The 24,193-nt window shown below is 56.4% G+C and carries 18 protein-coding genes and 1 pseudogene; 7 read left to right on the forward strand and 12 right to left on the reverse strand.

What is annotated here, in order from left to right:
* Positions 1-112 precede the first annotated feature (112 nt).
* Both ABDZ89_RS07680 and ABDZ89_RS07685 read right to left on the reverse strand, forming a co-directional pair.
* A pseudogene (locus tag ABDZ89_RS07680) lies at positions 113-610 on the reverse strand (type B DNA-directed DNA polymerase); the annotation flags it as partial.
* 239 nt (positions 611-849) lie between these two features.
* Positions 850-2,190 carry an RNA-guided endonuclease InsQ/TnpB family protein gene (locus tag ABDZ89_RS07685; protein WP_343777988.1) on the reverse strand — a complete coding sequence of 447 codons (1,341 nt, stop codon included), beginning with the start codon at positions 2,188-2,190 and terminating at the stop codon, positions 850-852.
* A gap of 371 nt (positions 2,191-2,561) precedes the next feature.
* On the opposite strand from ABDZ89_RS07685, the gene ABDZ89_RS07690 reads away from it, so the two are divergent.
* Positions 2,562-3,149 (forward strand): DUF7342 family protein, encoded by a 588-nt coding sequence (locus ABDZ89_RS07690; RefSeq protein WP_343777989.1) that lies wholly within the window; start codon positions 2,562-2,564, stop codon positions 3,147-3,149.
* A gap of 3 nt (positions 3,150-3,152) precedes the next feature.
* The gene (locus ABDZ89_RS07695) at positions 3,153-3,635 is read left to right on the forward strand and encodes a toxin-antitoxin system TumE family protein (protein ID WP_343777990.1); all 483 of its coding nucleotides are present in this window, start codon (positions 3,153-3,155) and stop codon (positions 3,633-3,635) included.
* 50 nt (positions 3,636-3,685) lie between these two features.
* On the opposite strand, the gene ABDZ89_RS07700 is transcribed toward ABDZ89_RS07695, so the two are convergent.
* Genes ABDZ89_RS07700 through ABDZ89_RS07710 form a run of 3 tightly spaced genes read right to left on the reverse strand, consistent with a single transcriptional unit; the run spans position 3,686 to position 5,588 of the window.
* Positions 3,686-4,330, reverse strand: coding sequence for a ribonuclease H-like domain-containing protein (locus ABDZ89_RS07700; RefSeq protein WP_343777992.1), 645 nt, complete (start codon positions 4,328-4,330; stop codon positions 3,686-3,688).
* On the reverse strand, positions 4,327-4,647 hold the full coding sequence (locus ABDZ89_RS07705) for a DUF8156 family protein (RefSeq protein WP_343777994.1): 321 nt from the start codon (positions 4,645-4,647) through the stop codon (positions 4,327-4,329). Before ABDZ89_RS07705 ends, ABDZ89_RS07700 begins: the two co-directional genes overlap by 4 nt.
* Before the next feature lie 2 nt (positions 4,648-4,649).
* The gene (locus ABDZ89_RS07710) at positions 4,650-5,588 is read right to left on the reverse strand and encodes a hypothetical protein (protein ID WP_343777996.1); all 939 of its coding nucleotides are present in this window, start codon (positions 5,586-5,588) and stop codon (positions 4,650-4,652) included.
* A 311-nt stretch (positions 5,589-5,899) separates the two neighbouring features.
* Between ABDZ89_RS07710 and ABDZ89_RS07715 the strand changes: the two genes are divergently transcribed.
* Entirely contained in the window at positions 5,900-7,291 is a 1,392-nt protein-coding gene (locus tag ABDZ89_RS07715; RefSeq protein WP_343777998.1) for an ATP-binding protein, read from the forward strand.
* A 73-nt stretch (positions 7,292-7,364) separates the two neighbouring features.
* Here ABDZ89_RS07715 and ABDZ89_RS07720 read toward each other — a convergent pair whose 3' ends face one another.
* Entirely contained in the window at positions 7,365-8,000 is a 636-nt protein-coding gene (locus tag ABDZ89_RS07720) for a helix-turn-helix domain-containing protein (protein ID WP_343777999.1), read from the reverse strand.
* Between the two features lie 76 nt (positions 8,001-8,076).
* Here ABDZ89_RS07720 and ABDZ89_RS07725 point away from each other — a divergent pair, with 76 nt between their 5' ends.
* Positions 8,077-8,919: a hypothetical protein gene (locus tag ABDZ89_RS07725; RefSeq protein WP_343778001.1), complete on the forward strand. Its 843-nt coding sequence runs from the start codon at positions 8,077-8,079 to the stop codon at positions 8,917-8,919.
* A 261-nt stretch (positions 8,920-9,180) separates the two neighbouring features.
* Here the strand turns inward: ABDZ89_RS07725 and ABDZ89_RS07730 are convergent, their stop codons facing one another.
* A complete protein-coding gene (locus ABDZ89_RS07730; protein ID WP_343778002.1) occupies positions 9,181-9,594 on the reverse strand; it encodes an EamA family transporter in 414 nt (137 codons plus the stop codon).
* Positions 9,595-10,213: 619 nt separating this feature from the next.
* Between ABDZ89_RS07730 and ABDZ89_RS07735 the strand changes: the two genes are divergently transcribed.
* A complete protein-coding gene (locus tag ABDZ89_RS07735) occupies positions 10,214-10,354 on the forward strand; it encodes a hypothetical protein (RefSeq protein WP_338756463.1) in 141 nt (46 codons plus the stop codon).
* A 3-nt stretch (positions 10,355-10,357) separates the two neighbouring features.
* On the opposite strand, the gene ABDZ89_RS07740 is transcribed toward ABDZ89_RS07735, so the two are convergent.
* Complete coding sequence (locus ABDZ89_RS07740) at positions 10,358-11,290, reverse strand: restriction endonuclease (RefSeq protein ID WP_343778004.1); 933 nt, start codon at positions 11,288-11,290, stop codon at positions 10,358-10,360.
* Positions 11,291-11,700: 410 nt separating this feature from the next.
* Between ABDZ89_RS07740 and ABDZ89_RS07745 the strand changes: the two genes are divergently transcribed.
* Both ABDZ89_RS07745 and ABDZ89_RS07750 read left to right on the forward strand, forming a co-directional pair.
* Positions 11,701-12,978 (forward strand): hypothetical protein, encoded by a 1,278-nt coding sequence (locus tag ABDZ89_RS07745; protein WP_343778006.1) that lies wholly within the window; start codon positions 11,701-11,703, stop codon positions 12,976-12,978.
* A 238-nt stretch (positions 12,979-13,216) separates the two neighbouring features.
* Complete coding sequence (locus ABDZ89_RS07750) at positions 13,217-15,412, forward strand: argonaute/piwi family protein (protein ID WP_343778008.1); 2,196 nt, start codon at positions 13,217-13,219, stop codon at positions 15,410-15,412.
* On the opposite strand, the gene ABDZ89_RS07755 is transcribed toward ABDZ89_RS07750, so the two are convergent.
* The 4 genes from ABDZ89_RS07755 to ABDZ89_RS07770 all read right to left on the reverse strand — a co-directional run bounded on the left by ABDZ89_RS07755 (position 15,409) and on the right by ABDZ89_RS07770 (position 24,027).
* Positions 15,409-16,431, reverse strand: a complete 1,023-nt coding sequence (locus ABDZ89_RS07755; RefSeq protein WP_343778010.1) for a hypothetical protein — start codon at positions 16,429-16,431, stop codon at positions 15,409-15,411. The genes ABDZ89_RS07750 and ABDZ89_RS07755 overlap by 4 nt on opposite strands.
* A 76-nt stretch (positions 16,432-16,507) precedes the next feature.
* On the reverse strand, positions 16,508-16,960 hold the full coding sequence (locus ABDZ89_RS07760) for a hypothetical protein (RefSeq protein ID WP_343778011.1): 453 nt from the start codon (positions 16,958-16,960) through the stop codon (positions 16,508-16,510).
* A gap of 126 nt (positions 16,961-17,086) precedes the next feature.
* The gene (locus ABDZ89_RS07765; protein WP_343778013.1) at positions 17,087-20,815 is read right to left on the reverse strand and encodes a UvrD-helicase domain-containing protein; all 3,729 of its coding nucleotides are present in this window, start codon (positions 20,813-20,815) and stop codon (positions 17,087-17,089) included.
* A complete protein-coding gene (locus ABDZ89_RS07770; protein WP_343778015.1) occupies positions 20,812-24,027 on the reverse strand; it encodes a PD-(D/E)XK nuclease family protein in 3,216 nt (1,071 codons plus the stop codon). Before ABDZ89_RS07770 ends, ABDZ89_RS07765 begins: the two co-directional genes overlap by 4 nt.
* Positions 24,028-24,193 lie beyond the last annotated feature (166 nt).

Below are 24,193 nucleotides of genomic sequence, written 5' to 3' on the forward strand. Positions count from 1 at the left end.
AAACTACCGCTACTGGCGCCTCTGTCCTTTTATTCGCACGTTTCGGTAAGCGGTGACACTCAGATTCAGAGCTGATGGCGACAGTCCGACTACGTTGCGAGGACAGCAGTCGAGAGCCGGTGACTGTGTCGCCGATGACGAACAGTTTTCTAGATGTGGTCTCCCGTTTCGGTCACCGGGACGCTGAGCCGGAGCGCCGACAGCTCGCTCGCCGACACCGGATCGGCACCGGTCTCCAGACAGTACCAGAGCTCTCTCTCGAGAAGTCGACGTTGAAACAGGCGAGATCCCCGACTGGATACTCCGACAGCTGGTGTGCCTGCCGGGCGAGTGGGGTGACGCGGTCGATGTGGGTGACATCGACCGCGAGGACTGTCTCCTCGTCCCGTCGAAAGCCGGGGCGTCGCGCAACCGTCTCGGTCGCGACGACGTCTGGGTGGTGGTCATACACTGACTGGAGGGTTGTGAGGTCGATGTCGGCATCAGGGTCGCGAGCGGCGACGTAGAATCGCGGGGTGTACTTGTCTCGTTCTGTTACGACGGCACCCTCGGTGGTCGCCTCCCACTCTAGGACGCGGCGGTCGTCCAAGAAGTCGATTGTGAACGGCATTCCTGTAGACCCAATAGTTGGTATTCCGGATAACCGATGGCGTGTCACTTCCGGATTTCAGAGAACGATGTTCTTTCTCGCAACCTCCTCGGTCGTGGCGACGACGGATGCTGGTCGTACACCGACTGGAGGATCGTAGGGTCGAGGTCGGCCTCTGGGGAGTGAGGGAAGACGTAGAAGCGTGGAGTTTGACATCCTCCGCGCCTTCTAGGGCGCGGTTTCCTCTGTGGAGTTTTCGGCTATGCCGGTTCCCTGAGGGCAACATTCCCGTGGTGAACGGTACTCGGGTCTGTGCGCTGTTCTTTAGGACTTTCTTGAGAGCGTGGTGACTCCGACCAGGTGTGGTCGTCCCACTGGAACCGCACGGGCCGTGCCATCGGCCTGACTGCCTGTTTTGTGTGCCGCTCGAGAAACGTCTCTGACGCGGTTAGGTCGGCGTGCCCTTGGAACCCACACGGACAGGTGAGCGTGTCTTGATGCCGCGTCGTTCGGTCAGTCGATCCACACCGTGGACATTCCTGACTCGTCCACGCTTCCGATCGAACCTCGACCGAAATCCCGTATTCCTCTGCGGTACACGCTAATCGCTCTGTGAACTTCTTGAACGCCCAGAAGTTGTGGGTCTTGGCGTTGGTTTTGACCGACCAGTGTGTGTCCAGCACGTCGGTCAACCCGCCGATATACACCGTATCCACGCCCTCGGCGTACAGTCGGTCCAACAGGTCACGACACAGTGCTTCTTGAGCGTGGTCGCGGCGGCGGGTGCGTTTGCGGTACAGTCGCCGGATACGCTCGCTACTGTACCGGCCTTCCGGGAGCTTGGACTGCAACCGGGCAATCTCTCGTGTCGTCTCACGGAACCGCTGGAACAATTCGCGGCCTTCGTACAGGTATTGCTCGCCGGTCGTGGTGGTACAGGCGACGAGATTGTTCGCACCGATGTCCAGAGCGGCCGTTTCATTGGCCAGTGGAGTTGCCCGTGCACTATCAGACACAGTCACGGGTTGGGAAGCTCGGAAGGTGCTTTCAGTCTCGTCGTACCATAGCTCCAACCGGCCCTGTTTTTCGTAGTCGGGCCAATTCGGGTTACCAGCGATTTCGAGTCGGAGGCGGCCGGTGTGATCGTATCGGTCCTTCAGCTCCCTGCCGACCAGAATCTCAAGCCGAGACCGGTCGCCCCACTCAGTCGTGTATGCGTCGTTACGAATGACGGTTCTGAGTTGGCGTCCGTCGTCCTCGTTGCCACGGAATCCCGGCGGGTTGGGGTGTTCCGTAACCGATGTGTTCGACTCGTCGTGGTACTGGTCTTTCAGATGCAAGAAACTGCGCCACGCTTCGCTGTTTTTGCGTATCACCTGTTGAACTGTAGACGCCCCGAGCACGCCTTTGTATCGACCTTCGAGTCGGCCGGTATCGGCGTCCCATATGCCGCCTTCGAAGCCGTCCTCGTCGTTGTACCGCATAAGGCGTTGGTAGTTAACTTCGTTCCAGAGAGCGGCAGAAGCGTCCAACAGGTCCCGTAACAGTTGCTCTCCGGTCTCGGAGAGCGGTCGCACGGCGAACGTGTTGGTGCGCTTCATCTACCACCTATTGATCTATTCCGTCGCAAGGTAAACACTGTCCAGCCAGAGTGAAAGTGAAACTGGGGTCACTACGTTGGAGACTTGTGACTGGAAGGAATACGGCGGTATCTCAGCAGATCCGCCGCGATTCTCGTCTACCCTCTTCGGACCTTGGTTCTGAGAGGCGACGGCGTATCGCTTCTAATTTTCAGCAAATTGGTTCGAAAAGCGTTCTCAACGCTATGTTCTGGCTTATTGGTCGTTATCATGGGGCTTCTGGAACGATTTCCGGAATTCATCTGTGTGGATTCAGCCGGTGTACTCACCACCGGGGAGGGAATATAGGAATCTGCCAAAGAACTATGTTCCTCTGAACCGTGCGTTTCCATATGAACGACCGAAGTCCACCGGAGGAGTTTGCTGACGTCAACGAGGCGGTCGGCGAGGAATGGGAGGCCGAAACGACACCCTACGAGCGCATTCGACACGTCGTTTCACATACGTACAGTCCCGTCTCAGCTGATGCCGTAGCTGACGATGCACGGACGGCTCCAAAGACCGCTCGAAAGCACCTGAACACACTCGCAGACGAGGGGTTTATCGAGACGACACCCGGCGAACAGGGTGGCACGCTCTATCGGCGCTCACCTGAATCACTCGTCGTCGAACAGGCTGCCGACATCCTTGAGCACGTCTCGACCGATGAACTCGTCACCCGAATTCAGGAGATGCGCGAGCAGCTCATCGAATATCGGTCCGAATTCGGTGTTGATTCCCCCGAAGAATTGGCGGTCAACCAGACGAACCAGGCCCTCAGCGAGACCGGGTCACAGGACGAGATCGACCCAGAGACGATTCGTGAGTGGAAGACGCTCCGACGGAATCTCGCGTTCGCGAACGCTGCCCTCTCGATCGGCAACGCCGAGCAGTTCGTCGATAGTGACCGTCGGTCGACTGACGACAGCGTCCCTGCCTGAGCAATGCGGGATTCGCCTGACCAAGCAGAAACCCATACTCTCCGGGGAGCTACGGATCGGCCGGCGCTACTGACGATTCGTGATGTCGTCGAGGAGATGGAACCGCTCGCAACACCTGAACTCGACGACTACCTCCATCCATCAGTCCTCGAAGTCATGCTTGACGAGGGACTGTGTGGGGCCGCGGACGCCCGGATCGATATCCAGTGGACGACACGAGATGATTACAAGTTCCATTACACGGACACGGAAGGGGTGAATCTGCGCTGGGGGAAGCACCTACACGCAGGAGACTATATCCACGTCCCCGGATTAGAACACTATCATCCACCGCCGAACGCGGGTTCTGACCCAGACGAGGTCGAAGCGTCCTGTATTTCACAATCTCCTGAAGAATTGGTCACCCGCGCGGTACTTAAACTCTGGCGGGTCGCCTACCACACGGACTCGTATGAACCACTCAACGCAGGTCGTAACCCACCGTAGGAACCATCCGGGTGCTTTCCTTTACGAACCCCCACTGAGAAGCGAGTTCTTCAGGCGATAGGCTCCAGCGACTTCATAGAGAAATCTGACTTTGAACAATACCGTTCTGCAAGCTCCATCAACGCTCGAGTCCGTCGGATATCCGCGACATTGTGGATGATGAGTGGCTCGTAGGCTCCCTCCTCCCATGCGGTGACTGCCTCGCTACTGTCGGTGAATGGATCCAGGTCGTTCAATCCGGCGCCGATCAGTTCCTCGTAGACGCCACTCAGTGTGTCTTCACTCGTATTGAAGCGTGTCTCGAAGACATCCATCACGTCGACGTATGGCAACGTGCCAAACGGCCACTCGAGCCCGTGCGTACAGAGCCGTGTGCGAAGGAACGGGAGGTCGAACCCTCCGTTCCATCGCTCACCGTTGTACGCAACGAGCTTTGCATCACGTTGGGTAAGTGTGGACGTGACGAACGTCGCCAGTTCGTTCAGGAGTTCCTGTTCGCTGTCATGGAGTGAGAGCTGTACCGGTGTCTGGAGGGCGTCGCTGAGCCGATCTGCGAGGCCTGTTTGTGGTGCTGTTCCGGTATGGAGAAACACTCGCAACGAGACCGCCGAGTCGAACCCAACTACTGTGAGTTCATCACCGGTCTGAAATCCCGTCGTTTCGATATCGAAGGCAATCGTCGTCAAATCCGTCATTCTACACCTCCAGTGTTACCTTCGGAGGACGATTGCTGCTGTTCGACCACAGTTTCAGAAAGCCGTTGCTCAAGCTCTGTTAGACGTTCCTCGTGGTCGTCGAGGTGGGCCTCCTGTTCGAGATCGATACTGAATAGCGCCGGCACCAGTGGATTCTGATGGTTCAACAGCCCGCTCGCGTCAGCGTGTTCGCGAGCGTACTCGAACAGTTGGTCGAAGCGTGGTTGGTCGCGACGACGGAGCGCCCGTCGGAAGTCCGCCCAGCGGTCTTCGACAGCCCGCAGCGCATCCCGATATGTCGGGTTCGTGCGTCCCATTGCTATCGCCCTCCAGGTGCTGTCCACGCATCGAGGAGCGGACTCGCGGTGAGCGACGTCGTCTCGCCGTCAGCAGTCACGCCTATTCTGTCACCTGCCGGAGTCGACGTCGACGACGAGGGTGTCGCGGGTTCGAGTCCGACCTGCGTCGCCCGCGCAGCGAGTAGCTGTCGCCAGTAGGCGAACGTGGTCTGGTAGTACGAACCGTCGTCGACGGAATAGACGAGTGTCTCGAACTCGTCACCGACGAGTCGCGGCCCCATCCGGGTTTGCTCACACTCAAGATGGTGCTTGGCGGCCGTCGCGACCGATGCTGTGAACTCATCGATCGTACTCCGAGTCACGAGTATCGGGACGTCGTAGCTGTCGGCGTACGTCGCTAGCCGAGCGAGGGTTCTCGCTTGGAGTGTTTCTGCGTGCTGCTCGCTGAGCGTCTCGTCGCTGCGGTACTGGGCGTCGACGGCCGGCGCGACGATGAGCGATGGGGTGTGTGTAGACGAGTCTTCGCTATGAGTCGATGACTGTCGACCGGATGTGCTGGTGACGGTGGTCGATTTCTGGATGGCGTGGTTTACTGCCGTCGGGAGATTGTCGACAGCGCCGTAGTGCTGATACGCGGTGAACCCGCGTGCGACGTGGATCCGGTCGAGCAACCGCTGGCTCGGTGTGACCTGAGCCAGCGTCGTCGTCGTCGCGTGACCGTTCGCATCAACCCAGAAGGCGGGCCCATCGTGTACCAGGAGATGGTCAAGCACGAGCGACTGGAGGATTGGGACGCCACGGCCGCGGTCAACGTCGAGCAGCGTGATGCCGTCGTCGAGTGACGGTAGGAGCATCTCTTCTGTGGCTGGGTCGGCTTGATCGGCCAAGGTCCGATTGCGGTCAGCCCCCCGTGTCGGTTTGTCGGCCGCCATTCGGTTCGATGGTGGGTGATCTCCCATACTCGATAACTCGTCACGCTCTCAATAAGCGACGGCGCGGCGCTTCCGGACTTCCAGAAAGGACTTTACAAAACGTCAATTCGAACTCTGTCACCGGATCTTGAGGAGTGGTAAACTGTTTCCAGGACTCTTTCCGAGGTGGCCGTCGCCTTTGATCGCCGAATTAACCAACATTTCGGTATGTCCCGGCAATTTGTTGGTTAATCTGGTTAACATCGTTGTACCGCACTCGCCGATGATATCTGTAGATATGATATTCCAGAATATGATTATTCAGAATATTTTTATTTCATCCGCACTAATTCAGCGCCATGACAGACTTCGTGAACCGCTCGGAGGAGTTAGATCGGCTTCACGGCCTGTTTGACTCGGAAAACGCGGATCTCGCCGTCGTATACGGGCGGCGACGGCTTGGAAAGACGAGACTCGTTAAGAAGGCGCTTGAGGGACGAGAGAACGCGGTCTTCTATCAGGCACGACAGAAGACGCAGGAGCTCCAACTGGAACAGTTCGTCGAGGCTGCGGCTGACACGGTTCCTGGTATCGAAGACATTCGTCCCGATTGGGAGCGGCTGTTCCGATATCTGGGCGACCAGAATGCGATCGTCGTCCTTGACGAGTTTCCGTATCTGATTGAACAGGACGAGAGCCTCCCGTCGGTGTTACAGGCCCTGTTCGACCACGAGTTCGACGAGTCGGAGACGACGTTCGTGCTTGTCGGGTCGTCGATCAGCATGATGGAGGAAGCGACGCTGCTCGGAGACAGCCCGCTGTACGGACGGACATCCTTGACACTCGACATCCGTGAACTCCCGTTCGACGCCGCGACGGAGTTTTTCGCGGATGATGCGACGGCGGACGAGGCCGTGCGTACGTGGAGCGTGTTCGGTGGTGTTCCCTACTACCTCGAGGAACTCGACGCGGTTCGGTCCCTCGGCGAGAACATTCAGCAGACGGTGTTAACTCGCCACGGATCGCTCCGTAACGAGCCGGAGTACGTTCTCCGGATGGAACTAACGGAGCCGACGCGCTACTTCTCGATCCTCGAAGCGATCGCTGGCGGGGCGACAGGCCGCAACGAGATTGCTGGCGTGACAGGTATCGACTACAACCAGCTGTCGATGTATCTGGATCGGCTCTCTCGGCTCCGGCTCATCGAACGACATGTGCCGGTGACTGAGAAACCTGAACGATCCAAGCGGAGTCAGTACCGACTTCGGGATCCCCTGTTCCGATTCTGGTTCCGATTCTTGTACGGGAGTGCGGATCGCTACGATCAGTTCGGTGAGGAGGCCTACGACCGACTCGTCGACCCCGTGCTGGCCGATTTTGTCGCTCCCGCTTTCGAGCAACTGTGCTGTGAGGCGCTATGGACACTGTACGACGAGACGCCGATTGTCGATGTTGGGCAGTGGTGGTATCAGGACCACGAGATCGACGTTGTCGGACTTACCGACGAGGACACGCTCGTCGTCGGCGAGTGTAAGTATCAGGAATCGCCGCTCGACTACGGCGCGCTGGCATCGCTGGAGACGCACGTCGAGGAACTCCGGTGGCAGCCGTCGGGCGGTGGCTCGCGAACCGTCGAATACGCGCTGTTCTCCCGGAGTGGATTTACCGACAGCATCCGCGACGCCGCCCGCGAGCGCGACGATGTCCGTCTCTATACAATCGACGATGTCGTCGCCGCGCTTGGAGAGTAATCCGATCCGGACGCTTTCTGAGGATTCAACAGAGCAGATCAGCGCAAAGAATTGTGGCGAACCCACCCGCTCATCACTCGGCCTTCACGTCGGTCAAGTACCACGCAATAAGCCGAGCCTGCGCCCGGCGTACGATCCCGCTCGCGGTCGATTTGTCCACGCCGACCACGTCGGCGAGATCCGCCAGCGTACACCCTCTCGGGACCTCGAAGTACCCCTCTCTGAGGCCGGCGGCGAGGAGCTCTTCCTGTCGGCGTGTGAGGAGTCGGTCCGATCGCCTCTTGTTCACCTTCGAGAGGAGTTCGTACTCGGTTCCGCTCGCTTCCAGCGTCTTTCGGAGCTGGTCGAACTCCCCGCGCGTGCCGGTCAGGTCAAACTCGTAGAACCCGTTCCGCACTTCGATCGGAAATTCGGGTGGGAACCCCTCGGCTTCGACGAAGTCGTAGAGGTCGACGTCGGTCGTCTCGTACGTCGCGAGGAGCCGGTCGTCGGTGCGTTCCAACAACTCGTATGCGTCGACCGCCTCGTGTTCGCGAAACGCCGCCGCGATCGACCCGGGGGCCCGAGTCAGAACCTCACCGAGTTCCTTGGCGGTGGCGCCGCTGCGGACGCCGGACAGCAGGCGAAAGGTCGCGTCGGGGAACGCCTCCGACAGATCGGCGATGTACAGGTCCGGCGGGAGTCGAATGCGGAACCGGGCGTCGATCATGCTGGTCACTGCCGCTTTGGGCAGATACCAACATGTTAGGGTCACGCCCACATGAATCGCCCGGCAACACTATGGTATGAACTCCGAGTCGGCCGCTGTGGCCACAAGCGGACGGACGACGCTGCGGGCAATCGCGCAAACGATCGCCACGTCGATCGGAGAGCTGCGGCGCCGTGACCCGGTTTTGTCCGCCGTGGCCGCGATCAACACCGTCCTCTTCGGTGCCTTCGCCGTCGGCATCGTCTTGGATCCAATGGTCGTCAACGGGGAACCGGCGTGGCTCAAGCCGGCGAAGTTCGCTGGCTCGATCGCGCTCGTGTGCGCGACGCTCGGCTGGCTCGGTGTCCACCTCCCGGTCGACCCGGACTTTCGCCGCCGCGTCTCCCAGGTCGTCGGCGTCGGTCTCCTCCTTGAAATCGTCCTTATCGGCGGACAGGCCGCGCGCGGCGTCGGGTCTCACTTCAATCGGGCGACGGTCCTCGACGGGGCGATCGGGGGGGTCATGGGTGTCACAATCGTCATCGTCACCGTCGCGATCGCTGCCCTGGCGGTTCGAGCGCGCAACAACGAGTTCGACGTCCACCCAGCGTTCGCCGCGGGCATTCTCCTCGGCATCGGCTGGTTCGTCGTTGGCGCGTTCGAAGGAGCGGCGATGATCGCGATCCAATCTCGGGTCGTCGAGACGGCGGAGCCGACGGTCCCGGTCGTCGGCTGGCAGCTTGTCGGAGACTTCCGCCTAGCGCACTTCGTCGGCCTCCACGCCTTCCAGCTGTTGCCGCTGACTGGCTACCTCGCGGCAGTTGGACACCGTCGGGGCCTCATCGACCACCCGCGACGCGTGGTATTCCTCGTCGCTACCGGATACGTCGCGGTCCTTTTCGCGACCGCCGCCCTCGGCGTCGCTCCAGCCCTCGTGTAAACCGCCTCACCCAACTCCCTCGGCACAAATGGGGCACGGTCCGAGAGTGGGGGTTTGATGCGGACTCCCAGAAATCCGTCGTTAACGGCTCTGTTGAGATCATTTGGAACTGATAGGATCGGTGTGCGAGATACAGAGGATGTAGTCAGCATCTGAACGATGTTATTTTCTCCGTCTATCTCCTGAATCAGCGGTAGAATTCGCTTGCCCATTGTTCGGTTCTCGTCCGACGATTCAGCATTCGCGTTTGTCGAAGGGGAACTACGTGGCAATCAGGATGACCGCGACGCCACCGAAGGCGATGCCGAGTACCTTCCTCACTGTCACTGCTTCTCCTAGGACGAGGATGCCGAGGAGTGCTCCGCCGACGAGGAACATCCCGAAAACCGGAACGACGATGCTCACTGGGCCGGTCGAGAGTGCGCGGAAGTATCCGACCATCGCGCCGGTGAGACAGAGCCCAGCCAACAGTGCGAACGGGACAGACCGACTCGTCAGTGATTGAGCTGACCAGTCACCAAATAGCGCTGCCACGGTCGTCGCGCCGACGGCTAGTGTGATAACCGCGATCGGCATGACGGTAAACGCTGGCAACTCCTGCATTGCGATTTTCATGAACAGAAACGCGAACGAATAGCAGACCATCGCTAGTAGGGCCCACAGGACGTAACTCACAAGTACCACTCTCCTGAGTCTGTGACGCTTCGGTGCCGAGAACTCATAAATCCTGAACGAACATTAGCGGGGTTCGACTAAAAGACCAGTACTAGCACGGGACAGTTGAAGACGAGAGCACTCGCTACTTCACCTGTATTGAGCGATCCGGCCTGACCGAATCCGAGAGGAGCTTAGTACGAGACTCGCGCGTTGTATTCAGCATAGCCCTCCAAACTATCAGAATCTAAGTATTTCAACAGAGCCGCCACGGTCGATGTCGACTGTGACGAGTGTTCTAGAGGTATTGATAAAGAGCAAGACAGCTGATCACCCGCCGAAATCGGTGGCTATAGTAGCTGCTCAACACCGTCGTAATTCCTTATGTAACTCTTGCTTCCCGGTGTTATATATATGTTACATAATGAATTGATATCGGACATCGTGTGAACGAAACCGAAAAACGCCCGTTGCGGGTTTATCGTGCTACCAAGTGGGAGGAATTAGCGCAATAATCACGACCAAATTTTAGTACCCCGCCGCTGTCGGTGAAGCACGAATGCTGTAACCGCCTCACGACGGGGCTTTTCAGGGGTAGAGGCACCGAGACCGGGCTCGCAGGACGGTGGAGGGCCGGTGGATGCCTGACAGGGCCCTATCGACGACGCTCGACGACAGCTTCGAGCGCTACCTCCAGGAGCAAGCTGAGTACTATGCTGTAGTTGCGGAGATTCTGACGACGATTGCGATGGCGTACGTCCAGGATCATCGGAGACGATGAAACTCAGACGTCGAGATCGAGCGTTTTCTCGCGGAGGGTCGCCTTGGTCTCCGGCGTCAGCTCAAACATGAAGTGATCACCACCGCCATCGAACTCGATGCGGTCGATCGTCACTCCCGCGGGAATCTCCGTACTGATCATGACGACGTTCTGCGTTTGGCCATGCGAGAGATCGATACTGGAGCGCCATGACCCTGGCATCGAAAACCGGAGGCCGCCCGTGGATTCCGGTGATACCTTGTAGTCGTAGCCGTCGGTGCTTTTGAACGTGAAACTCCGGTGGCCCTTCAGCTTGATATGGCCACCAAGATTTTGGATGTTGAAGAAGGCAGCAATCCGGTTGGCATTCGGGTTGTCGTGCGTCTCCGTGTAGACGCCATCCGTGTAGCGGTCTATCTCTGCCTCACTTCGGAGTGCAACGAGCTCGATTGAGAACTGACTCCCTGCTGCCTGGGTGGCGGGCTCGGGGTTGGGACGCTCGGTCGCACCGGGTGCCGCGTCGGCGTGGTCTCCCGAGGCGTATTCGTCGACAAGCGATTCCAGCTCGTTGGAGTCGATGATCTCTACGAGTCGGTCGCCGTCTATGAGGTTCAGTCCGTGTTGCTCGGCGAGCTCTGCTGCTTGGGTTGTGAAGCTACTTGTCGTCACAATCACGGCGGCGTTGGCAGCGTCCTGTTGGTGAACTAAGGATGCATACTGTTGTACTTCGGGGCTCCCGACTGTGTTGGATTCGGCGTAGCGTTTCGCTTGGATCAACAAGCGCTCACTGACCAGATTATCGCGTTCAGCGACGACGTCAATCCCGCGATCTCCAGAGCCACCCTTGACGGTTGTGTTGTACCCGTCGTGCTCCCAGATCTCAGCGACGAACGCTTCGAAGTCGTCTGGGTGAAGGCTCCGTAACTGTTGGAGGATCGATGCCGAGGGGGAGTCCATATGTGGCGAGTAAATAGCAGTGTTTGTTAGCTTTGTCCCTCGTCTCTGTAAGGATGCGAGGTCGGTGCGGGAACTGTGATACGCTCGCTACAGCGTCGCCTGATACGTCTCGGCCAAATCCGCTGGCACCGGCAGGTCGGGCAAAACGCGACTCTGTAACCGGAGATACCCGTTCAAAGCTTCTGACGGTTCGCCTCGGGCCAGACGCGAACTTGCGGGCTGTTGAGATACTCCAACAACTGATCGAGCCCAAGACCCTCGTTGGGGATTATATGGCTCTGTTGAAATCCTTAAGAACTGATAGGATCGGCGTGCGAGATACAGAGCGCGCATACACCACGCTACAAACCGAGAACCAGAGTCGTTTGATTCGGTCAATACAGTTACTATACTAATCCGAGGAAGTCAGTATGTCTCTTTGTGAGTATTTCAACAAAGCTCCTCCTTCAAAAGTTAATTATACCACTGGTAAGATTCTTGCCAATATGAACTCTCGAACTAAAAATATCTACTTCCAACCCCGCTACGAGAGCGATGCCCAGTACGAGCAAAACGTGGTTAAGAATCTTATCACCGTACTCAATCGAGTGGACAACACGATTACTGAATCTTTCCTCAAAGATCTTCTACCTGTGTCTTGGATAGAACAAGGGGAACAGATCACGCGATACGAGTATGATGTCGAGGTCAAACCCAATGAAAATCCCGAGTACGATGACGCCTACGTAGTCGGGTTATCGAATTACCGTACCGAACTTGACGAAGTAGAAGACGATGACAAAGATAGCCGGGCAGACGGCCAAATCACTGTAGTAAACCAAGACGGTGAGAAAGTTTTCTCTGTTATCATTGAGGCTAAGACTGGTACGGATACGCTTAGTGCTGAGCAACTAAGCCGGTACAAGAAACACTTCGATGCCTCTGATTTTACCACTGCTGAATGGGCTGCAATTCACGGCATGTTCAAAGATTTTGAGGCAGGAGATACCGTGGACGATTTTCTCATCAAGCAATATACTGAGTTTCTGAAGAACGAGGAAATGGATGGTGTCGTAGCTGAGTCTACCCACTACGATGACAGCGGAAACTCAACACAGGTGAATCAAATTCTGATTCGTTACGAGGCAGGCCAGGATGGGAATCCCTACGCCCTCCGGTTCCTCTCTTGGTATAGAGAGACGGCGGACGAAGACTTCGAACTAAACTACTCGGCCTGGTTCTCAGCAGAGGATTTTCAACGCCTATTCAGACAGATAGAGGAGGACACCCGCCGCCAGGCCTTCGTAGGGGTGGAGAACAGCGACGGAGATCTTGAGCCATCACTTGATCCTCTTATCGAGTGGGCTGAGAACGGAGGATACGGTCCTTCAGAAAAACAGAGTGAGTTCAAGGGCAGTCACCGTCGTGTAGTTGCCGAGATTGAGGACAGGAATGGGAACTATCCAGAGCTTCGCCTGCATGATAGGGAGTCTCTGCGGTTCAGTCGATTAACAGAGAATAATTCACCGAACATTCGGAAGCCGACCCATTACGAGGAAAACGAGTTCAAACGCCTTCTATCACAGCTTGACCCAGAACTACGCGAGGACTTGTTCGTGGATTTCGAGCTTCAACCACTTTGGGATCACTATATTCGCCGATCACTCAACAATACGGAGACCCCTCAGAAGGCGTCAAAATCGGTTTGAACTTATCGTACTGCGAGGCCTCTTGGCTTTGTTTAAAAAGCCTGGCTACTGATAGGGGGGAGTGTTATAGGTACGCACTCTTCAGCGACCGCCTGTTTCAGGCGAGAATATTTCTGAAGGATGGGGTTTTAACAGAACCACTTCGTGCTATGGTCCGCTTGAATTCTAACATAAATCTCTGGCAACTTAGGGAGAGAACCGCGGGGTATTATATCCTGTCAACAGGGAATAGAAGACAATGGGTCGGTTCATCAATTCGTTTGAGATCGACGTGCCGTCAGTAACTGCGGACCTCTATGATATCGATCCCCAGCCCAACGATAACTACCCTCTCCTCAATGCCCACGCCACAATCCTCGAAAGGAATGTAGGTGGGAGGGCACGTTGGTACAACCAAGGCGGTCGCCATTATATCGCAGTAATCGGCGCCGAGCGAGATTACGGAACGATTCAATCTGCGGACGGAGCGGAGCTAGAATTCGCACATGAATCCGAACTCGATTTCTCTGTGTGGAGCGATTTCAAGGTTCTACAGGAAGCGATAATCGAGGAACTGAAAGATGATCTCGAAGCGGACGATTACTGGTACGACTCTACGAGGAACACGTTCTATCATGAGGACCGAGAAGCGCGTATCGAAGGATACGACGTCCACCCCGGCCTCGAAGTACGAATTAGTCATCACGACCGGCCTCTCATCACATTAGATCCGACGTTAGGTGTATTCGGATCACGGACGCTAGCAGACTATCTAGATGACCCCGACTGGGGAATAGATCGAGTCAACGACGAACTCGTCGGGCGTACATTCATTTACCAAACCTCGGATCGGTCTTCTTGCACTGTCACGGGAGTCTTTGAGAACACGACAGTCTCCGAGATTCCACCCGGCCAGTTCGACAACGAGACACTAGATGAGATCGAGAGCCGGCATGGGAAGCGATATACTGACAGCATAGATCCATCTGAACCAACCGTCAAAATCCAGTACGGGAATAGTGATTGGTATCCAGCTGCTCCGTCGTTACTCCTGTTTGCACCGTCTGAGGATCGCCCGGACGAAATCAGCCAACGGGCAACCTTCGGGCCTCAGGAGCGATGGCAAAGAGTCGAAGACTTCCGTGAACTGATCGGGGACATCAGTATCGGCTCTATCCAGACCGACATTAGCCCATCATCGGTACGCGACGGGATCAGCGCTTACGGTTATCCGGTGCTGACGTTTGGCGACGACCCTTCAACCGAAATGGCGATTGGGCGACCGAACATCAGCTTTGACGGCAGTGAGCTCACCCAAGAATACTGGAACCCAGCAAAGCAGGGGTATCTCGAGGAAGTCGGCCCTCGACGCACGTTTGACCAGGATTTCAGTGTGGCTGTCCTCTTCTCAGAGGGGACGGAAGACGAAGCGCTCAGCGCCTATCAGCAGGTGCGAGAATATGTTGAGGAACACCTTGGACTCATCCTCTCAGAGCGGCCTGGAAGAGTCAACTACGAGGACCCGCGAGAGGTCGAAGAATGGCAGCGTTCTCTTGAAGACGTCGACGCCGGCTTTGGCTATCTACCCCAATACGACGAAGACGTCTACCACAAACTGATCGAGATACTGGACGGGAAGCCACTCCAATCGTTAACCGCAACGAAGCTGCGTGGCGCCCAGCGGTCAGGGAACGAGGACGATGTCATTTCGAACACGGCAGTCGGGTTAGGCGTAAAGCTAGGCGTGATTCCGTTCAGCATCGAGAATCAGCTCGATACAGATGCCTACCTCGGACTCAGTGTGACAGGTCGTGACCGAACCGTTGCTAGTGGAGTAGTAGTCTCAGGCACTGACAACCAGATTCTCTATCAAACAGAGGAGCCGAATCCGACCGGCCGAAGTACAGTGACGGATCAGGGTTTGGCGAAGCAGATTCTGATTCGGGCCGTTCAGGGTGCGGTCAGCAATCCTCGCTCTGGGTTCGATCAACTGGGTTCCCTCACAATTCACCGAAACGGATATCTCGGCGATGATGAGATTTCAGGCCTCAAAGAGGGAGTAGAGCACCTGAAATCACATGACTACGTGACTGAGTCATTCGAATGGGTGGGCGTCGATGTCCAACACTCCCCCACATATCGAATCTACGACGATGACGGAATGCCGGATATGGGTTCGTATGCTCAGCTGGATGACGAGACCGTTTTGATTGTCACGACCGATGCCCCCCGACTGGGCGAGGGGACCCCGCAGCCGATTCTCTGTGATATTTCCGTTGAGGAGGGAGACTTCGACATTTACTCAGTCGGACGGGATGTGTTCTTCCTTTCGGAACTGAACTGGGGCGCACCTTCTAAGGGGATCAAGGATCCTCTGACGGTGTACCTCACTCGGAGAATGAATAGTCGTCTCAGTCACGACCGTGTCTCACGCCTCACCTATCCGCCATTCTAAGGTGGATAGGTGTCCAACCAATATTGGTTTGCGGCTAACCGGTGAGACCGCTCCGGCTGGTCATCGGGAGTCACACCCGCTGTGATGTCGTCGACGAGTGCCTCGAGATCATGATCGACCGATAGCGGGACTTCTTGGGTGATGAACGTCCTGAGCTCACCGTAGTCGTAGGTGTCGTAGATTCGCGGTCGACTGTGTTCTAGTGCATCGAGGTGGCGCTCGAACGCGATACGGTCATCTCGAATCCCGTTCAGAAGATTCGGGAAGTACTCGTCAGAGAGATCCATCACAAGATCGAATCGAAGTGCAGGTGGTGGATGGAGGTCTCCATCTGGATCCTCCTCAATATAATACGGATTGGAATGATGAAGGTGACTAACAAGCGAAGCGAGATAAGACGGCCCGAAAGTTAATACTCCACAGACATCACAAAACAGTTCCTCAAACCAAGCCCGCCACGACCGTGCAAACTGAGCCTCATCATCAATCTCTTGCCGGGTTCGTCCCTGGATTTCTCTTACGGCATTATTGAAGTCCGTCCTTAGTTCGTCGTGTCGGTCCAAGACCGCATGCGCGATTTCATGGGCGAATATCGGGGCATAGACCTCTGGGTCACTCTGGGTTCTAGGGAGAATGAGCGCGTAAATTTGGCTCAGATCACCAGTCGCAGGAATATTCTCATCGAGAGGATCGATCGCAAATCCATTCCAGATCACCGGGAGGACTGTAATATCGATTCCAAATACATCCTCGAGCTCAGATGAGATCGACGATGCATGGTCAAGCCGGCCAGATGTAGCCGAATTGCGTTGATACTGATGTAGATCTAAGTAAACAAGTTCCGTCTCCAGAACTTGGAGCTCTAGGGCAACAGTATCGATGGCTCCTAGATACTCCTCATACAGTTCGTGAGTCGCTTCTGCATCCGGTTCCTGGTCGTACGCTCGCTCGTAGAGAAAACGCGTTTCCTCGATATTATCGAATCCATCCTCCACGGAGCTGTAAATCGAATCTGTCACAGGAATCCGAGTATCGAGAGAATCCAAGACCTCGCGGGCGGCCTGGAATTTGCCCCGAAGAAACGCAACTTGGGACTCAGCGAGTTCCGTCGGCAAGAGTACCCCGCATACGATTGATACTATCTCGAGATGTGCGGTTCGCAGTCTCCGAGATCTCCTTCAACTTTTCACGGACGTCATCAAGACCCTGTTGATAGGTGAGGGTCTCTTCAACGGCTTCCATGACCTCAATCAGGTCATCGAAATCGCCGACCAACCGGGAGCGTGCAGTAATCGCGTTCTCCTGCATCTGCTCAGCGATGGCCAATTCATACGGGTCAGCGTTCGGATCTTCATCGAGCGCGTCGCGAATTTGCTCAAGTAGGTGGTGGCCTGATTCAAGTTTCGCTCGCAAGTCGTCCTCACTCTGCTCGAGATCGATGCCGTCACGCTTAGCTTTGAGGATAGAGATGGCTACGAGCGCCTCATCTGCACGCTCGCCGAACCGCCGGTTTGCCTCGTACCGGCGCTTCGCTCGCCATCGAGTCATACGCTATTACGTGTTTACGCCTTGTCGAGTGATATAAGTTTTCGCTTTAAATTCCGAGGGTTGAGAATAGGAATTGGGGGTAGAGGAGTTCCAGAGCAGGAATTGCGTTGGTGAGCCTAGAATAGCTCAGAAATTGCTCGATTCTCCTCGGACTGCGGCGCCGTCGGACTGCGTTAACTCCTCAAGTTGTGTGTTCAGGTCATCACCAAGAATATCCAACGAAAGCATATCGTGGGTCGTGGTCCGATGCTCATCAGCGTCGGCAAAGTACAGCGTGGTGTGAACGATTCGGGAATCGTCGTTCTGGTAGAGGGCAGCTGCATACACTTCGAGTTGTGGCCAGTACTTCTCTGCGAGGTCGTCGACCGACCGTTGAGAGGTATCGTTCGTCTTGTAGTCGATAACGTGGTAGCTGTCTGGAGTGACCAGAAGCAGGTCGATATCGCCGACGATTCGGCCGGCTTCCAATCGCGTCACAACCGAGAGTTCCTCGTGGATGGTTGTCGGCAACTCGTCGTCGGCGACGCCGTCACGGAACTGTAGGCAGCGCTCAGTATACTCTTCGATCCGATCCAAATCCCCTTCAGTCACCGTATCATCCAAAGTAGAACCCAGCCGAGCCGCGATGGAGCGCCACCGGTCTCGAGCAGGTCGTAGCTCACAGAGTTTGTGGACGATCGTTCCCAGATGGTTGGCCTGAAGGCCATCCGTTTCGAGGCTCGCGGCGTCCTCCTCGAGTTCGTCAGTGTAGATGGCTGTATCATCCGGAGAGAGTGCTTTCGCAAAATTCGTGGCCGTGATCGACGTCGGGGGAGTGGACAGTTCTGGAGCAGGAATGTCGATCTGGGGGTAGTCGCGCTCAGTTGCCGCTGACGCGTCCCAATCGTGAACAGGAGCGGTTGGAATTCGAACTGTGTATTCGCTCCCACGGATAGTGGTCGTATGCTCTGCTCCGACGGAGAGCTGTCTCAAGATATGTCCTGCATCACCGTCCTCGTCTTCCAAGAGAATCGGTCGGAGCCAATCACGCCAGTATCGCGCATCCGCGGCGTCATTCGGGTCACCTAACCCCAAGCCATCCTCCTCATCAGCGTCGGTAGAATGAACGCCGCTGAAGAGCAGGTGGTCCCGGGCCCGCGTCGCTGCGACGTAGAGGAGACGCTTCAGTTCGGCTCGTTCCTGCATTCGGACCTCCTCCTGAAGCCGCGTCCGAGCGAGCGTGTTCTGGTGTTCATAGGGATCGTCGGCTGACGGAGCTTTCAGACCGAGCACGGGTTCTGACTCGCCATCCCCGACGTCAAGCTCGTCGAGGTAGACTTTCCCGTATTCGTCGACATCCCCCTGAAAGTTGAACTCGGTGCCCACTTCTGGAATTGCGACGATAGGGAACTCAAGCCCCTTCGCCGAGTGGATTGTTCGAATCTGGACGCCGTCGGCATCTTCCGGAATAGTCGCTTCGTCAGCGTGGGATTCGATTTCCTTCCGACGGTCGATTCGGGTGAGGAGTTCCGAGACCGTCTTGACGCCACCCTCCTCCCAGGCGCGAACCTGTTCGCGGAACTTGTTGATATTCACTGCCGCCTGTCGCGGGCGTTCATCTGCCCCGACACTGGCGATATATCCGGTATCGTCGATAATCCGGGAAAGCAACGTTCCCCACGGAACAGTCGTGTCAGCCGTTACATCGTCGTTGACAGCAGCGATCTGCCGCCACTCGTCTAGGAGACGGGCAGCGTCGCCGAGATCATCCTCAGCTGTCTGGAGAGCAGTCCAGAGTGGCTGATCCTCGGAGTGGAGTCGGGCGAGATCCTCATCGGGGAAACCAAACAGTGGCGACCGGAGGACACCGTAGAGAGCGATGTCGTCGTCCGGGTTCTCGAAGAACGTGAACAGATTGACCAAGGCTGTGATCTCGGGGGCGTCCCAGAACCCAGTACCCGACACGACAGTATACGGAATTCCGTATGCATCCAGCGCTCGTTCGTGCTCCTTGAGCCGGGTGCGAGCGCGCAACAGGATGGTGATGTCTTCGGGTTTCGCAGGTCGAAGGCATTCCTCGTCGTCATCGTAGACTTCCGGAGGATCGTCCAGTAACGAGGTGAGACGGCTGGCAAGCGCGTGAGATTCTCGTTCGCCGTGCCCAGCGAATCGAGGAGTTTGATTCAAGTAATCGGTACCGTGGAGTTCCGGGACGTCATCGTCAGGCACGAGCAGGTACTCGACCGATCCGGTGACATCACGTCCCTGCCGGCGTTCATCCGTAAGTGCCTGAGGCTTGGCTTCGTAGTCGCGGTACTCGTCGTCCATCGGCTCGAATACCTCGTCGAAGAGCGCGTTCAGGAACTCTCGCGTCTCCTGAATTGTGCGGAAATTGCCTCTGAGCTGCTTGGTGGTCTCGACATCGTCCGGGTTAGCCGCAGCGAGGTCCTCACGAGCTGAACCGAAGGTGGTCACATCGGCGCCGCGGAATCGGTAGATGCTCTGCTTCTCGTCGCCGACCAGGAAGACGTTCTGAGCATCAAAATCATCGGTGTCACCGGCAGTCAATAGTTTGATTAACTCCCACTGGAGCTGGTCAGTATCCTGCATCTCGTCGACCATAACGTACTCGAACTGTGACTGAACTTGCTCGCAGAGACGGTCGTCCGCGTTCAAGAAGTCGATGCAGGTCTGGATGAGGTCGTGATAGTCGAGAGCATTCTGTTCCGATTTCGTCTGTGTATATTCGTCCAGAACGGTGGAGTAGAGCCGAGCAAGGCTCAGGACGTAATGACTACTGTTCCACTCGGTATCGAGACCGCCGATGAAGTCCCTCTCCTCGGGGTTGAGGCCATCAAGTAGAGCGGAGACAGCAGCATCAAGCTGCTCTTGCTCTTCCTCGTGAGCGCTCCAATTGCTCTTGGATCCTCTGTAGCGGAACCGTTGTCGTCCAGTGTATCGTTCACCACTGTTAGAAGTCAGGTGATCGCAGAGAGAGTCGAGTGCCCGTTGCCAATGGTATCCGTCAGCATCATTGGTATGAACACTCGTGTCTCGCACCACACGAGTCACATCCTTCATAAACTGCATTCCCTTGTCGTCAGGATCAATCTCGAACTCTTCATCGTGAAGTCCGCAGATCGTATGGATAGCCTCCTGTACGGATTCTTCTTTGAGTAGTTCTTCCGCAGTACCCCTGTCTATTGGATAGAAGGTCGACCAGATGTGATCGAGGTATTCATCTATCGTCGACCCCTCCCAACGAGTCGCCCATTCGGTACTCCTCGGCCGGCTCTCAAGCAGACCGACGAGGACCTGTTCGAGCGAATCCCGACTCCAGAGACGAGCAAGACGACGAATGTCCTCATTCGCCTCCCAACGGGCGTCGATAGTCTTCCGGACCACCTCCTGCATCAACACCTTGGCATCAGCCTCGTCCAGCGTGTCAAACTCGGGTTGCACCGGGGCTTCAACGACGTACTCACGGAGCAGTCGAGAACAGAACCCGTGGATGGTGTGAATATATCCGTTTTCTAATTCGTCCTTGATGCTGCGCCATCGACTGTAGTCGTACTCGTCAGATTCCGGGGCCGCACTGAGACGCTCAGCTACTTCTTCCCGGATACGCTCCTGCATCTCATTCGCGGCATCGTTCGTAAAAGTGATCGTCGCGATGTTCTCGGGCCCGATGTCGGGATCGGACTCGAGCATCTCGAGGTAACGGAGAGTCAAGGTCGTAGTCTTTCCAGTCCCTGCCCCAGCGGTAATCGCGATATTCTGATCGAGTTCCAGAGCCTCCTCCTGTTCAGTTGTTGGGGAGAGCTCCTCCTCATCTTCGTCGTCCGTCGACGCCGACGTATCGTCGATCCCCGTCATTCGTCCGCACCCCCGAGCGTATCCAGGAAGGACCCATCTCGCGCCCTCTGTGGGATATAACCGGACGAACCGGAGCGGTCCATCTCTTGGATTATCTCTTGACGTTGGTGGTGTCGAACATCGCAGATGTCTCGATAGTCACAGTAGCGACAGCCGGCTTCTTTCGGCGAAAGCGTGGTCGTTTGGAAGGCACCATTCTCGATACCTTCAGCTATCTCGCCAACCCGCGATGGGACGGTTTCTGTGAGGAACCGCTCGTAGTCCTCGTCGGTTCCATCGTTCCGTTCAAGGTAGTATCGAAGACTCCACTTCCGAGTAATCTCTGTCGGGGGCTCCGTTACATAGAATTCCCCGTCCACATCGGCAAGTGTATCCTCGTATCGGGCTGCTAGTTCAGCTCGTGTGGCAAGTGTATAGAGCGGAAGCTGAAATTCGATACCGTCGATTGTCTGAATGGTTTCTGGATCGCTCGTCTTGTAGTCGTGAACTAATCCTTCGATAGTACCATCGTCCTGTTCGCGAAGACTCACGCGGTCGATGAATCCACCGACGGATATCTCTCTTCCATCCGGTGTCGTCACTGTGATTTCGCCCTCTTCTGAATCGGAGAAGTCCATCGGCACCTCAAACCATGCCGGAACATCATCGTTTTCGTCGTGCTCCGCATCAAGGAACCGGACGAAGAGCCCCCGATCGATTCCCTGATGAGGTTGCCCGTCACCGAAGTACTCGTTAACGTCGGGCGTCGCGAGCCCAGCAAGGAGCTGCTCCAGCCACCGTTTATAGAACACGTCGTCGAAGTCGATATCGGAGTCCGCAAGGCTATCTCGTGTCTGCTCTAACAGCTGTTCTTCGAGCAATTCCCGGTCATATTCACTGAGGTCAACTGGATCACCGTGGTCATCCTGGAGCCCGCAATAGAACTCCTCGAAGATATCGTGGACGAGGCTCCCGAGGTCGACTTTCTGAGGCTCGAGATGGAACTCGTCGGGCGCTTCGATGCCCAGTATCCGTTTCATATAGTAGGCGTGCCCACACTGAGCGTAATCTTTCAGCTGCGTCGGGCTGTACGGCCCACGTTCACCGTGGAGCTCCGAGACCAATTCGGGATCCAGCTGTGCATCGTGGGCGGTTAGTCCGGCGTCAGCCCGACTTTCAGCGCACCTCGCACCCGCCATGACGCGCTCGGCCTGCTGTCGCGAGAATACTCCGGAGTCAGCAGCGTACATAACGGCTTCCTCCCGTGCCTCCCTATCTCGGTGATGACGAAGGGCACGCTGGACGTCTTCGGGAACGGCATTCCCAAGATCATCAGGCGTTGGCTCAAGGCCAGTTACTCGAGCGAGTTCATCGAGAATCGACGACTCAAGCAGGTCATCGTCATCAAATGATGTCTCGGGGGTCGTAATGTAGACGCTCTCCGCACCTGAGAGCAAGGTAGCAAACTGGTAACGGGCCTCGGCTCGATCATCGGTGAACGAGAGGTTAGGAACGTCGTCGAACAATCGCTCGAAAAAGAGCGGTCGATCATTCTCGACGGGGAAGTCCTGCTCGGTCAACCCGACGAAATACAGGTGTGAATAGGACTGCATGTAGGCATCGCGTGGACCAACTATCTCGACGACCTCCTGTGTAGATTGACTCGGTGGGGGGACCCGCACCTTCTCAAGTGCATCGGCCACCTCTTCGATTGGCTCGTCCATCCCAAAGCGCTCAGCCACGAATTCGACGGCGTCAAGCACCCTCTCGACTCGATTGTAGGACGCAACTTCCATTCGGGCATCGAATGACGCCGCATCTTCTTCGATAGAGTCGACGTTTTCAGAGAGGTCGACGGTTTCGAACACAGTTCGCACGGCCTCAACGACGTCGTCGGCCTCCGCGACCTCAGCATCGTCGGCGACCTGGAAAAGGTTCTCCAACACCTCAGCGGAGGCATCGTCGAGTTCCTCGAGAAGTCGGTCAGTATCGACTGTCGGAAGGCGGCGGGCGAGGTCAGCAACAGCGGACCGATCAACGTCGTCGGTGGCACCTCCAAGAGTCACGAGCGGGTTCGTCGCGAGACGGGCTACTGTATCTGTGCGTGGGTCGTCGACACAGAGATCAGCCAGATCGAGCATTGCCCGGCCAGCATACGTCTGATACAGCAGTTTGTTTGCAAACCCGACCGACTGGATACCAGCGGCCTCGAATACGTCGGCGACTTGCTCCTGATACGAGATTAGACCCGGAATGACAACTAGGATGTCGTTAGGGTCGGCGCCGTCCGCGAGCTGTTTCCGCACCCTTCGAGCAACTTGTCTAACCTCTCGATCTGGTGTGGGGGCGCTGTACCATTGAAGCTGATCGGGAGGAGCCGTGCCCTCGTCAACTCCTGGAGTTGGCGTATAGAGCTTACCAGCAGCGTCGATGAGTGAACTCGGAGAATCGGGAGTGACAGCGGTCGGTGGGCCAGCAATTGCCTGGTACGTCTCCATCGCGTCAGCAGTAATCTGGTTTGCGCCGTCGGCCGGCGTTTCCGTATCGGCCAGAGGGAGCGAGATACAGACGTGGAACGCGGTGGCTAGTCGCTGAAGAAAACCCTTCTCGTGGTGGGACAGGTCGTAGAATCCAGAAATTACGACGACGTCGACGTGAGGGAAGATCTCCGTAAGGGAAGCTCCGCTATCGAGGACCGTCCGGTACGCCTCACTAAGGGTATACACGTCATCCCCGACGCCTTCACGTCGGAGCTCGTAGAACTCCTCATACACGCTGGCGACCAAATCAGCGGTTCCAGAAGATAACTGGGAGTCCTCGACGAGGGTTCGAACTGATTCAGGGGAGTGGTAGCCCTCTCCCTCCAGTTCTGTGATGAGATCGGTGAAGTGGTCTCGGTAGAGGTGCGCATCGTCCAAGAGACCACGGTCAGCGACAGTTCGAAGCGCTCGGTCGATTAACCGGCGCCGGGTCAACGCATCCAGAAGAGAACTCGGGTCAGCAATTTGCTCGTAGCATTCACCGATGACAGTATTGAAATCGGTTACTCGAAGTCGGAGCGGTTCGTAATTCTCGGCCCACGCGTCGGCGACCTCATCCGTTCGATGGTCGTTGTTCTCGATATAGAGGATGCTGCCGGGGTCGTCGCTAGCTTGTTCAGCAACCCGTTCAAACACCTCAGATTGGAGCGTGTCGAAGGAGGGACTGGTGAGAAAATCACAGCCATTTGCCATACAACAAGTAAACTAATTCCCATGACATAATTCTATCCCAACCGGAGACAGACCTTCAGTTTGACTCAAGATCTAACTCCTCTATACACGCCTCTATCGTCTCATACACACGCAAAAGTGGTGAGAATCTGCCCACCATTGGTGTTTTTCCAGTATTCCCGATTAG

The organism is Halorubrum ejinorense, assembly GCF_039522565.1.
Classification (GTDB): Archaea; Halobacteriota; Halobacteria; order Halobacteriales; family Haloferacaceae; genus Halorubrum; species Halorubrum ejinorense.

Coding starts and splice junctions, on each gene's coding strand:
- ABDZ89_RS07745 (WP_343778006.1), top strand. CDS start 11,701: ATGTCTCTTTGTGAGTATTTCAACAAAGCTCCTCCTTCAAAAGTTAAT.
- ABDZ89_RS07765 (WP_343778013.1), bottom strand. CDS start 20,815: ATGACGGGGATCGACGATACGTCGGCGTCGACGGACGACGAAGATGAG.
- ABDZ89_RS07700 (WP_343777992.1), bottom strand. CDS start 4,330: ATGACGGATTTGACGACGATTGCCTTCGATATCGAAACGACGGGATTT.
- ABDZ89_RS07690 (WP_343777989.1), top strand. CDS start 2,562: ATGAACGACCGAAGTCCACCGGAGGAGTTTGCTGACGTCAACGAGGCG.
- ABDZ89_RS07720 (WP_343777999.1), bottom strand. CDS start 8,000: ATGATCGACGCCCGGTTCCGCATTCGACTCCCGCCGGACCTGTACATC.
- ABDZ89_RS07760 (WP_343778011.1), bottom strand. CDS start 16,960: ATGACTCGATGGCGAGCGAAGCGCCGGTACGAGGCAAACCGGCGGTTC.
- ABDZ89_RS07770 (WP_343778015.1), bottom strand. CDS start 24,027: ATGGCAAATGGCTGTGATTTTCTCACCAGTCCCTCCTTCGACACGCTC.
- ABDZ89_RS07685 (WP_343777988.1), bottom strand. CDS start 2,190: ATGAAGCGCACCAACACGTTCGCCGTGCGACCGCTCTCCGAGACCGGA.
- ABDZ89_RS07740 (WP_343778004.1), bottom strand. CDS start 11,290: ATGGACTCCCCCTCGGCATCGATCCTCCAACAGTTACGGAGCCTTCAC.
- ABDZ89_RS07695 (WP_343777990.1), top strand. CDS start 3,153: ATGCGGGATTCGCCTGACCAAGCAGAAACCCATACTCTCCGGGGAGCT.
- ABDZ89_RS07710 (WP_343777996.1), bottom strand. CDS start 5,588: ATGGGAGATCACCCACCATCGAACCGAATGGCGGCCGACAAACCGACA.
- ABDZ89_RS07725 (WP_343778001.1), top strand. CDS start 8,077: ATGAACTCCGAGTCGGCCGCTGTGGCCACAAGCGGACGGACGACGCTG.
- ABDZ89_RS07735 (WP_338756463.1), top strand. CDS start 10,214: ATGCCTGACAGGGCCCTATCGACGACGCTCGACGACAGCTTCGAGCGC.
- ABDZ89_RS07750 (WP_343778008.1), top strand. CDS start 13,217: ATGGGTCGGTTCATCAATTCGTTTGAGATCGACGTGCCGTCAGTAACT.
- ABDZ89_RS07715 (WP_343777998.1), top strand. CDS start 5,900: ATGACAGACTTCGTGAACCGCTCGGAGGAGTTAGATCGGCTTCACGGC.
- ABDZ89_RS07705 (WP_343777994.1), bottom strand. CDS start 4,647: ATGGGACGCACGAACCCGACATATCGGGATGCGCTGCGGGCTGTCGAA.